Source organism: Acidiplasma sp. (assembly GCF_038728925.1).
Lineage (GTDB): Archaea > Thermoplasmatota > Thermoplasmata > Thermoplasmatales > Thermoplasmataceae > Acidiplasma > Acidiplasma aeolicum.
Genome location: NZ_JAVYSZ010000001.1, coordinates 1 through 14,346, shown reverse-complemented (window position 1 = coordinate 14,346; position 14,346 = coordinate 1). Strand labels below are relative to the sequence as shown.

The 14,346-nt window shown below is 33.8% G+C and carries 15 protein-coding genes and 1 tRNA gene; 11 read left to right on the top strand and 5 right to left on the bottom strand.

The window, feature by feature from the left end; all coding sequences use genetic code 11:
- Positions 1–222: 222 nt before the first annotated feature.
- Positions 223–912 carry a hypothetical protein gene (locus tag QXW15_RS00080; protein ID WP_048101669.1) on the bottom strand — a complete coding sequence of 230 codons (690 nt, stop codon included), beginning with the start codon at positions 910–912 and terminating at the stop codon, positions 223–225.
- Positions 913–1,120: 208 nt separating this feature from the next.
- Between QXW15_RS00080 and QXW15_RS00075 the strand changes: the two genes are divergently transcribed.
- From QXW15_RS00075 to QXW15_RS00050, 6 genes are all read left to right on the top strand, one after another.
- Complete coding sequence (locus QXW15_RS00075) at positions 1,121–2,062, top strand: DUF5305 family protein (RefSeq protein ID WP_048101668.1); 942 nt, start codon at positions 1,121–1,123, stop codon at positions 2,060–2,062.
- Positions 2,059–3,258, top strand: a complete 1,200-nt coding sequence (locus tag QXW15_RS00070; protein ID WP_048101667.1) for a signal peptidase I — start codon at positions 2,059–2,061, stop codon at positions 3,256–3,258. The genes QXW15_RS00075 and QXW15_RS00070 overlap by 4 nt, the downstream gene beginning before the upstream one ends.
- A gap of 34 nt (positions 3,259–3,292) precedes the next feature.
- Positions 3,293–3,724, top strand: coding sequence for a hypothetical protein (locus tag QXW15_RS00065; protein ID WP_048101666.1), 432 nt, complete (start codon positions 3,293–3,295; stop codon positions 3,722–3,724).
- Positions 3,675–3,842: a winged helix-turn-helix domain-containing protein gene (locus QXW15_RS00060; protein WP_342789656.1), complete on the top strand. Its 168-nt coding sequence runs from the start codon at positions 3,675–3,677 to the stop codon at positions 3,840–3,842. The genes QXW15_RS00065 and QXW15_RS00060 overlap by 50 nt, the downstream gene beginning before the upstream one ends.
- A gap of 174 nt (positions 3,843–4,016) precedes the next feature.
- Positions 4,017–4,622 (top strand): winged helix-turn-helix domain-containing protein, encoded by a 606-nt coding sequence (locus QXW15_RS00055; RefSeq protein ID WP_055041036.1) that lies wholly within the window; start codon positions 4,017–4,019, stop codon positions 4,620–4,622.
- Between the two features lie 145 nt (positions 4,623–4,767).
- Positions 4,768–5,325 (top strand): hypothetical protein, encoded by a 558-nt coding sequence (locus tag QXW15_RS00050; RefSeq protein ID WP_048101664.1) that lies wholly within the window; start codon positions 4,768–4,770, stop codon positions 5,323–5,325.
- 954 nt (positions 5,326–6,279) lie between these two features.
- Here the strand turns inward: QXW15_RS00050 and QXW15_RS00045 are convergent.
- Positions 6,280–6,351: transfer RNA gene (locus QXW15_RS00045), tRNA-Val, on the bottom strand.
- 211 nt (positions 6,352–6,562) lie between these two features.
- On the opposite strand from QXW15_RS00045, the gene QXW15_RS00040 reads away from it, so the two are divergent.
- Positions 6,563–7,621, top strand: a complete 1,059-nt coding sequence (locus QXW15_RS00040) for an archaeosine biosynthesis radical SAM protein RaSEA (protein ID WP_048101662.1) — start codon at positions 6,563–6,565, stop codon at positions 7,619–7,621.
- On the opposite strand, the gene QXW15_RS00035 is transcribed toward QXW15_RS00040, so the two are convergent.
- The gene (locus tag QXW15_RS00035) at positions 7,604–8,239 is read right to left on the bottom strand and encodes a hypothetical protein (protein WP_048101661.1); all 636 of its coding nucleotides are present in this window, start codon (positions 8,237–8,239) and stop codon (positions 7,604–7,606) included. The genes QXW15_RS00040 and QXW15_RS00035 overlap by 18 nt on opposite strands.
- Before the next feature lies 1 nt (position 8,240).
- The gene (locus tag QXW15_RS00030) at positions 8,241–8,813 is read right to left on the bottom strand and encodes a chorismate mutase (RefSeq protein WP_054963827.1); all 573 of its coding nucleotides are present in this window, start codon (positions 8,811–8,813) and stop codon (positions 8,241–8,243) included.
- A gap of 115 nt (positions 8,814–8,928) precedes the next feature.
- Between QXW15_RS00030 and QXW15_RS00025 the strand changes: the two genes are divergently transcribed.
- Genes QXW15_RS00025 through dnaJ form a run of 4 tightly spaced genes read left to right on the top strand, consistent with a single transcriptional unit; the run spans position 8,929 to position 13,429 of the window.
- A complete protein-coding gene (locus QXW15_RS00025; RefSeq protein WP_048101659.1) occupies positions 8,929–9,885 on the top strand; it encodes a thiamine-phosphate kinase in 957 nt (318 codons plus the stop codon).
- A 46-nt stretch (positions 9,886–9,931) separates the two neighbouring features.
- Positions 9,932–10,450 carry a nucleotide exchange factor GrpE gene (locus QXW15_RS00020; protein WP_231563421.1) on the top strand — a complete coding sequence of 173 codons (519 nt, stop codon included), beginning with the start codon at positions 9,932–9,934 and terminating at the stop codon, positions 10,448–10,450.
- A 6-nt stretch (positions 10,451–10,456) separates the two neighbouring features.
- Positions 10,457–12,331 carry a molecular chaperone DnaK gene (gene dnaK, locus QXW15_RS00015; RefSeq protein WP_048101657.1) on the top strand — a complete coding sequence of 625 codons (1,875 nt, stop codon included), beginning with the start codon at positions 10,457–10,459 and terminating at the stop codon, positions 12,329–12,331.
- Between the two features lie 6 nt (positions 12,332–12,337).
- Complete coding sequence (gene dnaJ, locus QXW15_RS00010) at positions 12,338–13,429, top strand: molecular chaperone DnaJ (RefSeq protein ID WP_055032280.1); 1,092 nt, start codon at positions 12,338–12,340, stop codon at positions 13,427–13,429.
- Between the two features lie 14 nt (positions 13,430–13,443).
- Here the strand turns inward: dnaJ and QXW15_RS00005 are convergent, their stop codons facing one another.
- Positions 13,444–14,172, bottom strand: coding sequence for a hypothetical protein (locus tag QXW15_RS00005; protein ID WP_055032281.1), 729 nt, complete (start codon positions 14,170–14,172; stop codon positions 13,444–13,446).
- Between the last annotated feature and the right edge of the window lie 174 nt (positions 14,173–14,346).

Here is a 14,346-nt window from a genome sequence, read left to right as displayed (position 1 = left end):
TAATATTTTTCTTTTTTGAATTAATTCATATTTCATTAAAAATAATGTTGTTAATATGACTATTGGTCATGGTCTTATACCAAAATTTTTAACATTATATTTATTTTTCTTAAGGTAACCTTAAATTAAGTACTTATAAAATTTATAATGCAAATATAATTAAAATTATACAATTAAATTAAAAAAATTAAAAGGTTAAAATAAAAAATTAAAAAAATATTTTTACGGGTCTGATACAATATCCAGAGTTATTGTAAGCGAAAAGTCAGATCCCTGGTAATGGTTTACATCATGTCCTCCACTGTTGCCCAGGCCTATCCATATTTGCATTAATGCTGTGCCCTCTGGGCTAAGAGATGTGTTAAATCCGGATATCTGATTTACACTGTATATGTATCCAGTGCTTGTCTCAAGGTCGCCCATAAATGCCTGTTGAGTAACTCCCATTGCATTTATTGGTTTTGCAGGTGTGTTGTATTCAGGGTTTGATGATGTTGTAAAGGTTGGTGCTGGTGATGATACCATAAATCCTACTGTTCCATTGTTTGTTATTACAGCCTGAAGTTCAACATACTCACCGGGTGCAAGATTTGTCACATTCACAACGAATTCCTTTCCACTAGTGGCTGTCGTATAGAACTGGTTTCCAAGAGAAAGGTTATATATTCCACTGGTGTGATGGTATGGTTCTGCTGCCCCTATCTCGTATATATGTCCGTTTGGTCCCTCAACTGTTATTGGCGTGTTATTGGCATTTGTGCCAATAAGGCTCATATCATTTTCCCAGGTCAGATGACCTGCTGTGTTATTAATGGTAACAGTCGAATTCCCAGAGAATGCGGAGAACGCAAAGGTTCCCCCCAGTGCTATGAGAATCGGCACTACCAATAATACGGCTAACTTTTTATTCATTTAGTCACCAGAAATTAATTTTTTGATGGCTAATAAAAAATAAGAAAATAATAATAAGGCTAATATTTTAATAACTGTTATCACAATAAATCCTTAAAATAAGTTGGCAAAAAATATTATACATAGCTATTATACTAACAATTATTATTTATCATTACTAAGTATATTTAATAAATAAAAGTTAAAACATTCCCGGCCCTTAACATTTATGAACAAAAAACTATACATTACATTAATTGTAATTTTTGCATTACTCATTATTTTCTCATCAATAATAATTATGGAGCCAAGGGAGCACACAAAAAATATTAACGTTACAGATTTTGCATCAAATGCTAAGATTAATGTTAATGATTCTTTAAAAAATAACAGCCTTTATAGTGTTAGTACACTGTATAACCCATCAGTAATTTATAAGAATATATCAAAAAACATGACAGTATATGTAACCGGAAATTTCCTTGCATCCGAGGCACAATCGGTTTTAATTCAATATACTGTATATGCTGTCTCATCTGAACCCTCGTGGACAAGAATATTTATGCAAAATTCAAGCAGTTTTACCTTTTCCGGGAGCCATGAAATTAATGATATGGTTATTCCATTAAATATATCCGGCATTTACAATAAGGCTGCAAGCATAGATAATGAACTGGGTTATACGTCCAGCATGCCTGCAATTGATATAAACTTAACAATAATTGACGCAAATACCGGAACATCATCATCAACAGGGATAATAATAAACGGTGCAAATAAAGAATATACAATATCTTATGGAAAACCGGCTAGCATGACCTCTGATACTGACGTTAAGGATTCCTATGGTGGCAAACCGGTAATTCCAGAACCGCAACTTTATGGATACATTATAATGGCAGCATCCATTGCATCAATAGTTATAATATCACTGTCCTTTTTGGGCTTCCCAAAAAAGAGGAGTGAGATGGATAAAAACATCGATGAATACTCAGACAGAATTATTGAAATTAAATACATGCCCAGGGGAACATCTATTAAGGTTGATTCATTCTCGGATCTTGTTAAACTTTCTGACGCATATCATGAACCGTTATTTTACATAAAAGAAAAAAACCTATTTTTTGTATTTCACGATTTTAAGAATTATGTATACGGTGATAATATATGAAAAAAACATTTTTTCTTATTATTATTGGATACATTTTTTCATATCAAATGATTTTACATTATACCAAAAACGCATGGCTAGCTGTAATACTACCGGCTATTATATTTATACCATTGATACCCAAAATAAAAATAAAATTTAATAAAGATGTAATAAAACTGGGCATACTTGCATTGTTCATGGAATTTTTTTTAATAGAACCTAGCCTTGTATTTAAAAAAATTGTATTTCATTTTTATATAATCCCATTTTTAACAAGCGTTGTTTATTCCATCATAACTGCATTTATTTTTATACTGATTCTCATGGCAATTAAGGAAACCAAAATCAAGAGTTTCCTGCTTAGAGGTTTACTCTTTGGTTCATCTGTTTTACTTTATTATTATCCATACAGTGCCCTGATTAATACAAAAACAATCTTCTCATTTGCCGTTTTCAATATAATTTTTATATTTTTTCTGGGCATTACAATTATATTTATTTATAATAAAAGCGGTTATAATTTCCTTGCAACATTACTTTTTATTCTTATTTTCGCAATTTTTGCATCGTTCCCTATCATTATAGAAATCTCAAAATATTATTACCTTATCTGGCAGATGATTACTCTTTCACTTATAATATTTTTAACAGATCTTATGATTAAAAACTCCTTTGAATTTTTAAATATTTTCAGGAGTAATAAAATTAATTTTAAAAAATTGCTCAAAAATTCCAAATATATTATAATATTTCTGGTGGTTATTACCATTCTCTCAATTGCAATATCACCTGGAATAACTGAACACAGTTACTTTGTTATAGGAGACCCCACAGGAAGCATGTATCCTGTTATTAAACCAGGGTCTGTGCTTGTTGTTGGTCCTATTAACACAAAATCAATTAAGGTGGGCGACATAATAGTTTTCAATGCCCCCTGGGAAAATGGAACGCTTTTCGCACATCAGGTTATAAAAATATGTCACATCGGAGGGCATGAGTATTTTAGAACCAAGGGTGTTGCCAATCCAGCCCCTGACCCCAAACCGGTTCCACCATATGACGTTAAGGGACGCGTTTTGTTTGCAATTCCATATCTAGGTTATGCATTAATTTATTCAAAACTTGTCCTTGCCGTTGTATTTGTTGGAATAGCCGGAATTTTAATATACCCCGGAAAGCGGGGTTCATGGAAGAATACTAATATGAGGTGGTAGGAATGGAAAATTATAAAAAAATGAGGTGTGAACAATGAGTGATAATCTTACAGTTTTTTTCGACAGTTCTGAATGGGAAGAATCATTTAATGAATATCCTGGAAAATTAAGTAAAGATTACATCCCGGATATTATTATAAAGTCAAAATCTGGAGAGGAGCGGATACCGGTTCTTTTATTATCCGGGGAATCTAATAAAAAATTGAAAAAACTTCAGGAGTTCATTGATTATGTGCCTGGAAGCTCATTTAATAGGAGAATCTGCATATATTCTGGTAATATAACACCGGAAATAAGGATAATGTGCAGTAAGTACAATATTACCCTGTGCAGAAAAATAGTAATTAACCATGGAAGTTTTTATAAAACAATAGAGGCCACAGATATTAAAAAAAGCTCAGGTCCCAACGATGGCCATGGCATTGATAAAATCCAAAGAAGGGAAAAAAATCTTTATAATACGTGAGATGCTGGAGGCCATAAAATTAAGTGATGGAATGAACATAACAAAAATAATCTATAAATGCAATTTAAATTATCAATATGCAATAAAGCTTCTTGAGGATCTTGCCGGCAGGGGGTAATTCAACTTATAGATTATAAGGGAGGTATAAAATATAAAATTACTGCAACTGGTATTAAATATCTTAATGATCTTAAATCAATCTGATTTAATCATTTAAATGCTTTTATTATACAAATGATCTATCATAATCATCATAACACAAACTTTATTAATACGATAATGTTTAATATTTATGAACAAAAATAATGAACTTCAGGTTTTTGATTTTGAACATTTATGTCTTGATAATTCAAATTTTTTGTTGGAAAACGCCAAAATCATACTAACAGAAAGGGGGAAAGTTTTGGTTTTGTTTCTTTCTGGAACCATAATTGAAAAGATAAATATTTTAAAAAATATTAAAATTCCGGAAGATATTCCATTATATGCAAAAATTGGTATATACGCTGGAATGGTAGATAGCAACATTAAAAAAATTGCCCATGAACATGATATTAAACTAGTTAAACAGCTCAGCTTCAGATCAAGTTTGTATAATATTATTATACGGACAAACGATAATAAAACAAAAATAAATTTTTTTGATAGGGAATCAAAAAGATCAAAGATTCAGATAGAAAAGGAAATACTTGAAATATTGAATTCTAGGGAAAAAATGCCAATAACAAAAATAGTTTATAAATGCAATTTAAATTACAAGTACTGTTCAGATTTACTTAACGATTTAATAAAAATTAATACCATTGAGGTTCTTGAAGAAAAGATGGGTATAAAATATAAAATCACACAGTTTGGTAGGGAATATTTATCCAATTTAAAAAAACTTGGAGAGATTTAAATTCAGGCGCCTTTTTGGATATCATTGGAAGATTTATTTTTACCGGTACCGATTAAAAACATCCTGTATAATTATATCTTGGATATTTAAGGTTTAGAACATTCATACATATGCATTTAATAAGGGGCTTTACAATATTAAAATAATGCTTTATGAATTCCTAACCCTGATAATATATTTCATACTTCTCTTTGTATTTTTATTATACATAAAAACCAGAATGGCAACGTTGCTTAACTTAATGGACAGAGAAAAAAATCTTACTGATTTACTTTTTTTAAAAAAGCTTCTTAAATTTATCTACAAAAATAATCTAATAAAAAATCTTGAAATAATTTTAGATAAATTAACCATATACAACGATTCAAGTGTTATGGAAATATTTAATGATATAATTCCTGAGGCAGAGAGTGATATAATTGATATATATCAGCCATTGAATAGATTTGGGGAACTTAAAAAAAAGTATGATATGATTAATGAAAACTATGTTTGGTTACTCTATTTTTCAATAACATATCCCGTTATTTTAATTATTATTTTTATAATAAATCTTTTTAGGTTAAAAATAATATTAAGCCTTTATTTTGGACTAATATTATTCTGGGCAATTTTAATTATGGCCGTAATAACATCAATAGCCATGGCAGTCCATACATTAAAACTCATAATGGGAACCTTAAATGAAATAGGGTCTGTATAAACATTTATTTAATTACCGGTCACTGGTAGAAAATCTAAATACAATAAATTCAAAAGATTATGGGCTCTAACAGATTTTATTAAAGTTTTAATCCAATACAATAATTCCAATAATCAGAGAGTAATATTCTTATATTTATGGTATATATTCTTATTTAGAATATATGGTGACTTTAAATTTTGGCATCTGTAAAAATTGCGGTCATGAAATTGTTTTCTTTGAAGGTCAATGGAAGCATCACATAACCCGGGCTAATCTATATCATGTCCCACACTGGCCTGCAGGTCATGTTATAACCATTGACTGCAAAAGGGATTCCTGTAAGTGTTTAATGCCAGAACTTGATGAATCAAAGGGGCAGAAATCAAGAATGGTTTTATTGGATAGACATATGGACAGATAGGGGAAGATCATGCTGCTATACACTGTAAACAGGATCATGACCGTCGCGATGTATATAGGTATACTTTCTCTTCTTATAGTATCGATTGGGTTATATTTATATTACTCTGGTGTGTACACAGATAGCACATCAAACATCTTCAATATTGGAAAGTCACTATTTTTATTGTCTCTAATTTTTCTCATTGTTGGCTGGATATACAAAGTCAAGAAAGGCAAAGCCAACAAAGGATAGGTTTAAGAATATAATAATTCAATGACATTGTTGAGGGCAAAAAATTGAGTTTTGGTGAATATATTTATCATATAATATTGGTCACAATTGTTTCCATGGTCTTGTTAGTCATGAATATTATGGCTTTTAGCAAAAGATGGGGCCAATTATCTCTTTATTTTTGACCTTGCATACGTAGTTGAAATAGGGTAGATTATGTTGCCCTATCCTTATATCCCGGTGTGGAAATTAAAAATGAAAAGGGATAATTATTCGATTAAAATAATAATTTACTGCCTGCCTATTCATTAAAAATAAGACTCAATGATAACTGTAAATGGGCCCGACCGGATTCGAACCGGTGACCTCCTCCGTGTCAGGGAGACATCATACCACTAGACTACGAGCCCAGTGAAGGTTTATTTTAAGATGATATATAATTTTTTACTTTTAATGAAAATTAGGATTATATGGTAAAAATAATAATATATATGTTATATAAATTAAAAGTTAAATAAGATGATATTGATAATTTTTTAAATTCCTATGCAGATTATAAAAGAAAATAAATGTTTTTTAAAAGGATAATTATAATATAGATCATTAACATGTTAATTTAATATGGAAAGCAGGGAACTATCACTTTATATTAGAGGTTTAATCCCCGGGGATAAAAAAGATGCAGATGCAAACAGACCTGTTTCAGTATGGAAGGAGCTTGACAGGTTACGGGGATTTCCTGAAAAAACAGTTGTCTGCATATTTAGAACAACTGGCTGTGCATGGTATAGGTTTAGTGCATGCTCAATGTGCGGGTACTTTAATGATACATCAGATAATATTATTGATGAGAATCTTTTTAAGCAGGTTGATGAACTTTATAATTCACTTGGGGATGCCAGGGTCGTTAAGATCTTTACCTCTGGAAGCTTTCTTGACCCCCGGGAGGTATCTCCATCTGTAAGGAACTACTTCTTTGAAAAAATGAAGGGAAAGGTTGACAAAATACTGGTTGAATCAAGAACAGAATACATAAGGAAGGACATACTTGAAGATATTAAGCGCCATAATATTCCTGTAAGAATTGCAATAGGTCTTGAGAGTGCCAATGATTATATTATGAAATATTCAATTAACAAGGGCAGCACGCTGAAAAAATATCTGGATGCAGCAAGGCTCATTAAGGAGGAGGGTTTTGAGCTGAGAACCTACCTGCTTTTTAAGCCACCGTTTATATCGGAGCTATCAGCAATAGCTGATGTTGAAAATTCTGTAAAAATATCTGCACAGTATTCAAACGATATATCAATAAACCCAATGAATATACAAAAAAATACACTTGTTGAAAAATTATGGAAGAAGGGTTTGTACAGGCCTCCAAGAATGATATCACTTGCAAGGATTTTAATAGAGATGTCAGGGCATAAATATCCTGTTCTTTCTTATCCCACAGGTGGTGGCAAGGAGCGTGGCGTTCACGATGATAAGTTTGATAAAAAACTTCTTGATTTAATAGTTAAATCATCTCTTGAACAGAATTTCTCGGAACTTAAGGAATACTACTCATCACTGGATCTTTCATTGTATAATTATGAACTTGATCTTGAGGATAAACTTTTACTGCAAACCGACTATAATACCCTTGTAAAAAGAATATCGAGATCATCCATTTTTTATTAAATTTTTGATGTAATCAAGGCCCCCCTGAATTTCGTCTATTACATTCTGAGTATATTTATTCATTAATATTGTATCATAAAGTATTTCCTTGCTTTCCTGTGAACTAATGCTGCACAGGTCAAGATATTTTTCATAGGAACTGGTTTTTATACTTCCATTCTGAGGTCTGGAAATCATGGAAATAATATATGGTTTTACCAGTATTTCAGACATTAATCTATCATGCTGGTCTGCACTCAGGCTGATTATATTGTAATCTGGAAAAATATTTTGAATTTTCCCCATGGAATCAGGTGGTGATATATCGTTTATAAATACTATATCCTTAATCTTACCGTAACTTCTTGGACCAAAAAGTGGATGTATGCTTATTATGCTGTTTTTAAATTTTAAAAATCTTAGCTTCACTGATGATAATTCTATAAATCCGGTAAAAAATTTGTATTTGTTTATTATATTTTCCTCCTGGTCAGGTGGTATTGCCAAAAATGCATAATCTGATTTCTTTAAATAATTAAAAAGCTTTTCCTCATTATCAACATCGACGCCGTATGAATCTGGAAATATTTTCATTAAAAGCGAACCCAGATTACCCTTACTTCCAACTACCGTAAACATACTATCTTATTATTACCCTGTATATATTTTCTCTATTCTCCAGAAAATTCTTTGAAATTAGCATTTGCCTGCCATTGATTATTATGTCACCGCCATAATTACCATTTACATCTACATACACGTCAGGGTCCTCAATTTTATGGTTTATAATATGTATACCAGGGCCGGATATCAAATTTTTATATTCTTTATTTTCAGAAAATACCACGGACCCTGGATTTAAAATAAATTTTAGCATTCCAAGCAGATTTTTGGTCTCTCCATTAAATTCCATGTAATTATTTCCATTAATATTTTTGTATACATACCCTGGTAAATTTAACTGGGAATTAGACTCATAATGTATGGAAAATTCAAAAAGTATATTTAATACAGACTGTGTAAATCTATCCCCGGAGATAAGCTTTATTATCTCCCTTTCACGGTTATAATCATGTATCTCCCCGCCGTTCATTTTTTTTATCTCCCCAATTTTCTGAGCCAGTTTAATTCTCTGTTTTAGCAGCCTTATTATTTCCCGTGAGTTTTCAAGCATTTCCCTTCTGAGATTTTCAAAGTCTGATATTAATTCCATCACCCATGACAATATTTATCACACATATATATAATTTTTTGAGGGAAAATATAATCCCTGATGTTTTTTATAAAGTAATAAAAAACGTTAAATCTCTCAAGGCAATAACTTTCTGTTGAAACTAAGTGATATAGGTGAAAGGCGAATAATAGATTTAATATCGAGGGATAGGGAACCCGATGATTGTGCAGTGCTTAACATGGGATCATTTGATTTGCTGTTATCCACAGATGTAATAACCAGAAAAACTCATATACCGGAGGGGGCAAGCCCTGAAATGGCTGGAAGCTTTTTTGCAGCCATAAACCTGAGCGATATAGCTGCAGATGCGGGAATACCTGTGGGGTTTCTGGTATCACTTTCAATATCCCCAGATTATGACATGGAATATTTAAAAAGATTTTATTCCGGAATATACAGTAAATTATCAGAATTTAACATAGGCATTATAGGCGGGGATACAAAGGAGGGTGATGATTTTACGGCCTCAGGAACAATAATTGGAAGGCAAAAACCCTCACTTATTCGCAGGAGATCAGACATAGCAGTAAACCATTATGTGCTTGTAACAAATTCTCTTGGGAGATCAGGTGCAGGCTATCTATTTTATAAAAATTCATATAAAACTGAATATGGAATAAAAAAAATGCTTGAAATTCATCCAAGGATAATGGAGGCACAGATTTTAAGCATGGCCGGTGCCCGGTTTATGATGGATTTATCGGATGGGATATACTCATCCATATATCAGATGAAGCACGATTATAATATAGGATTTAAAATAGATTATAACAAAATTAAGAAGGACCCTGATGTTTCCAGGGCAGCGCAAATTTCTGGTGTTTCAGAATCAGATATTGTAATGTCCTTCGGTGGTGATTATGAATTATTTTTTACAGTTGAAAAGAATAATTACGATTCATTTAAAAATAGGATAAATAAATACAAAATAGATGCATACATAATAGGAGAAACATATGATGGTCCAAATATGGTGTATTATGATAGCTGGGTTAATGTAAATGAAAGGGGATATGAACACTTCCTTAAGGACCCGCTGGATAAAAAGTAAATGTTTATATAAAAAATATTTATATAGAAGAACATATAGACTTATGATGAACCAAAACAAAGAATATATAGACCCCTTAGAATACGATATTGAAGAAGCCAGAAAGAGATTAAATATGTCAAAGAAAAACAATGAACTTGAAAAATATATGGAAATGTATAAACAGACCCTGGAAGATCTTAATGACTACAAGAATCTTTACATACGGCAGAGATCAGAGATGGAGAACTACGCAAAATACAAGGAACGTGAGATTGAAAACATCAGAAAAAATGCCGGCAGTGAGATAATTAAAAACCTTCTACCGGTGCTAGATACACTTGATGCTGGAATGATACACGATCCAAAACTTGAACCAGTGAGATCGCAAATAATAAAAATATTAAGCTCATACGGACTAAAGGAAATAGCAGGTAAGGGGGAAAAATTTGATCCTAACCTTGAGGAGGCCATAGGTGTATCAGATCAGGGTGAGGATGGAAAGGTGCTTGAGGTAGTTCAGAAGGGATATATGTTAAACGGAGAGGTTTTAAGAACCGCAAAGGTAATAGTTTCAAAAAGGTGAGTTAAAATGAGCAAGATTATAGGTATTGATTTAGGAACAAGCAATTCAGCAGCAGCAGTAGTTATTTCAGGCAAGCCAGAGGTCATTCCGGCAGCCGAGGGAGTCTCATTGGGTGGAAAATCCTTCCCAAGCTATGTTGCATTTACCAAGGATGGCCAGCTGCTTGTTGGTGAACCTGCAAGAAGGCAGGCTTTACTGAATCCAGAGGGTACAGTTTACGCAGCCAAAAGAAAGATGGGTACAGATTACAAATATAAAATATTCGGAAAGGAGTATACACCCCAGCAAATATCCGCATTTATTCTGCAAAAAATTAAGAAGGATGCAGAGACATTTCTTGGAGAGCCAGTGACAGATGCTGTTATTACCGTTCCTGCATATTTTGATGATAATCAGAGGCAGGCAACAAAGGATGCAGGTGCAATTGCCGGTCTAAATGTAAGGAGAATTATTAATGAGCCAACAGCAGCATGCATGGCTTACGGTATTGATAAACTTAATGAATCGCTTAAAATATTAATATATGATTTTGGTGGGGGTACACTTGATGTAACAGTTATGGACTTTGGTCAGGGAGTATTCCAGGTGCTTTCAACGTCTGGTGATACCCACCTTGGCGGCAGTGATATGGATGAGGCTATTGTAAACTTCCTTGCAGATGATTTTAAACAGAAGGAGGGCATAGATCTAAGAAAGGATAAATCTGCATACATAAGATTGAGGGATGCCGCGGAAAAGGCAAAAATAGAGTTATCAACAGTTCTTGAAACTGATATAAACCTTCCTTATATAACTGCCACGCAGGAGGGTCCAAAGCATCTTGAATACAAGCTTACAAGGGCAAAGCTTGAGGAGCTTGTGGCACCAATAGTTGAGAAATCAGCCGAATCATTAAATAAGGCCATAGAGGGTGCAAAGCTCAAGAAGGAGGATATAAATAAAATCATACTTATAGGTGGACCAACAAGGATGCCATATGTTCACTCATTTATAGAGAAATATTTTGGCAAAAAGCCTGAGGGTGGTGTTGATCCAATGCAGGCTGTGGCAATTGGTGCCGCAATTCAGGGTGCTGTACTTACCGGGGATATTAAGGACATAGTGCTTCTGGATGTCACACCATTAACACTTGGAATAGAAACACTTGGTGGTGTAATGACACCGTTAATACCTGCAAATACAACAATACCTGTTAAAAAATCCCAGGTATTTACAACAGCAGCGGATATGCAGACTGCTGTAACAATACACGTTGTTCAGGGGGAGAGGCCACTTGCCAAGGATGATGTATCCCTTGGAATGTTTAATCTTGAAGGTATTCCTCCAGCACCAAGGGGGGTTCCACAAATAGAGGTTACATTTGATATAGATGCCAATGGCATATTAAATGTTTCAGCAAGGGATAAGGGCACAGGAAAGGAACAGAGAATCACAATATCCGCATCAAACAAGCTTTCCAAGGAGGAAATAGAAAGAATGAAAAAGGAGGCTGAGGAATTCGCCGAGAAGGATAAGCAGGAGAAGGAAAATATAGAAACATTAAACAATGCGGAGAGCCTTGCATATACCGCTGAAAAAACAATCAATGATGCCGGTGATAAAATAGACAGCGCAACAAAAGATAATATAAAGGCCATAGTAAAGGACTTAAGGGATGCAATTTCACAGAAGGACATACCAAAGGTCAAGGAGATTACAGAAAAACTTACCAAGGAAATTCAGGAGGTTGGGGCAAAGATGTATGCCAGTGCCTCGGCCAATAACCAGAATAATACAGGTAATGCCGGCACTTCCGGTGAGAATCAGTCGGATAGTTCAAATGATAAGACATCCGGTGAAAACAGCGATACCGTAAACGCAGATTATAAGGAAAACAAATGATGGAACATGGCAGAGGACTACTATAAAATCCTGGGTGTCGACAAAAATGCAACGCAGGATGAAATAAGGGCAAAATTCAGGGAACTTGCAAAAAAATACCATCCTGATTTAAATCAGGGAAACCAGGAGGCCGAGGAAAAGTTTAAGCAGATTGCCGAGGCGTATGAGGTGCTGTCAGATCCACAAAAAAGACAGCAGTATGATGCCACCGGATCTGCCGAATTCAATGGCGGCGCATCCAACTTTAACTGGCAGGACTTTACGCACTTTGATGATATTAATGATATATTCAGCAAAATTTTTGGCGGTTTTGGCGGCTCATCCGGCGGCGATTTCTTCGGCGGCGGATATACAAACCAGCCAGATCTTGATATATACATCAGGGTTAATATAACACTGGAGGACGCATATTATGGCACATCAAAATCTGTCAAGTACAAGAGGGATGCAATGTGCGATGCCTGCAATGGTACAGGCGCCGTTGATGGCAAGCTTATGACATGCCCAACATGCCACGGCACAGGCCAGGAGAGAATAACACGCGGCCAGGGATTCTTCCAGATGGTTACAGTAACAACATGCAGAACATGCAACGGCAGGGGTAAAATACCTGTTAAACCATGCCCGGTATGTAAGGGTACAGGCACGGTACCAAAAATGGAGAATATATCTATAAATATACCCAAAGGTGCAGATACAAATATAAAGCTCAGGGTTGCAAAAAAGGGCAACTCATATGGTGGTGTTACAGGGGACCTCTATGCCGTAATATATGTCCAGAATAATTCAGAGATACGCAGATCAGGGGATAATTTATATGTAAAGCATCACATAGACTTTCCAACAGCTGCCCTGGGCGGCGAGGTTGAGGTTTCATTGTTTAAAGAAAAATTTAAATTAAATATTCCGGCAGGTACACAGCCTGATGATGTTCTAAGAATAAAGGGTGCAGGAATGCCCAGAATAAACTCACATGGTTCCGGGGATCTTTTGGTTATCATTAAGCTTGATGTTCCAAAGCATCTAACAGCAAAGGAAAAGGAACTCATAGAGGAACTAAAGGGTGAACCCACCAAAAAATCATGGTTTCACATATAAATAAATTTTTAAATTTATAATAAATCTATATTTTTAAGTCTTTCCTTAAAATCATGTTCTGTTGTATCAAACAACGATGTTAATTTAATTAAATCCTCACCCTCAACCAGCTCCTTTGCCATGCTCCTGTATGGGTCAAGATCATTCTTATTTATTATGCCCTTTTCTGCAAGGTCAATTATTGTTTCCCATCCATTGAGCCTTATATACTGATTTGGTGATTTTAATACATTAAAAAGAAATTTTTTATATTCCTCATAATCGCCATCAACAATTACACCCCCGGACTTTAACAGCGGTAGCATATGCCATGCGTCACTTACAACACCTGCATTCTGGCTTTTAAGGCTCTCTATAAACACGTTCTTATAGGGTATAAGGTATGTTTTGTCAAGGTAATTTCCAAGAATCAGGTCTATGGCATTCCACCATGCGGTTAAATCCCCAGATTTTATATATGGAAGCAAATACTCCTTTCTGGAAACAATATCCTCCTTTGTTATGTACCCTGCATCAGCAAATCGCCTTGCAAGAACCCAGGCATGAACCTTAACCATTTCATCATCAGTTGTTAAAAGGCCCAGAAACTGATTTTTATTCTCTATCACATAGTCCTTTGTAAGTATCCCATTGTCTATTAGAAAATCAACCTTGTACCATGCATCAAGTCTTGAAAACTGGTCTTCAAGAGATAATGACTTTAAATAATATTCCTTATTTTTTTTAATAACATCCTCTGCCATATTAAAATAATGTTATTTTATTATAAAAAACTTTTTTTAATAAATTATCATGTATATTATTCAAATTCATGATATTTTATTCATAAAATCAGAAATTTATTTATATAATTCGTCAATATAAATGATAAAAATTCCTAAATAGGATTTTTCTTTAAAATATAAATTAAAATTATA

What these genes read in the sequence shown, in the direction of transcription:
- QXW15_RS00030 (WP_054963827.1), bottom strand. Translation starts at nt 8,813, where the DNA reads ATGGAATTAATATCAGACTTTGAAAATCTCAGAAGGGAAATGCTTGAA.
- QXW15_RS00020 (WP_231563421.1), top strand. Translation starts at nt 9,932, where the DNA reads ATGAACCAAAACAAAGAATATATAGACCCCTTAGAATACGATATTGAA.
- dnaJ (WP_055032280.1), top strand. Translation starts at nt 12,338, where the DNA reads ATGGCAGAGGACTACTATAAAATCCTGGGTGTCGACAAAAATGCAACG.
- QXW15_RS00065 (WP_048101666.1), top strand. Translation starts at nt 3,293, where the DNA reads ATGAGTGATAATCTTACAGTTTTTTTCGACAGTTCTGAATGGGAAGAA.
- QXW15_RS00070 (WP_048101667.1), top strand. Translation starts at nt 2,059, where the DNA reads ATGAAAAAAACATTTTTTCTTATTATTATTGGATACATTTTTTCATAT.
- dnaK (WP_048101657.1), top strand. Translation starts at nt 10,457, where the DNA reads ATGAGCAAGATTATAGGTATTGATTTAGGAACAAGCAATTCAGCAGCA.
- QXW15_RS00055 (WP_055041036.1), top strand. Translation starts at nt 4,017, where the DNA reads ATGAACAAAAATAATGAACTTCAGGTTTTTGATTTTGAACATTTATGT.
- QXW15_RS00075 (WP_048101668.1), top strand. Translation starts at nt 1,121, where the DNA reads ATGAACAAAAAACTATACATTACATTAATTGTAATTTTTGCATTACTC.
- QXW15_RS00060 (WP_342789656.1), top strand. Translation starts at nt 3,675, where the DNA reads ATGGCATTGATAAAATCCAAAGAAGGGAAAAAAATCTTTATAATACGT.
- QXW15_RS00040 (WP_048101662.1), top strand. Translation starts at nt 6,563, where the DNA reads ATGGAAAGCAGGGAACTATCACTTTATATTAGAGGTTTAATCCCCGGG.
- QXW15_RS00050 (WP_048101664.1), top strand. Translation starts at nt 4,768, where the DNA reads ATGCTTTATGAATTCCTAACCCTGATAATATATTTCATACTTCTCTTT.
- QXW15_RS00035 (WP_048101661.1), bottom strand. Translation starts at nt 8,239, where the DNA reads ATGTTTACGGTAGTTGGAAGTAAGGGTAATCTGGGTTCGCTTTTAATG.
- QXW15_RS00005 (WP_055032281.1), bottom strand. Translation starts at nt 14,172, where the DNA reads ATGGCAGAGGATGTTATTAAAAAAAATAAGGAATATTATTTAAAGTCA.
- QXW15_RS00080 (WP_048101669.1), bottom strand. Translation starts at nt 912, where the DNA reads ATGAATAAAAAGTTAGCCGTATTATTGGTAGTGCCGATTCTCATAGCA.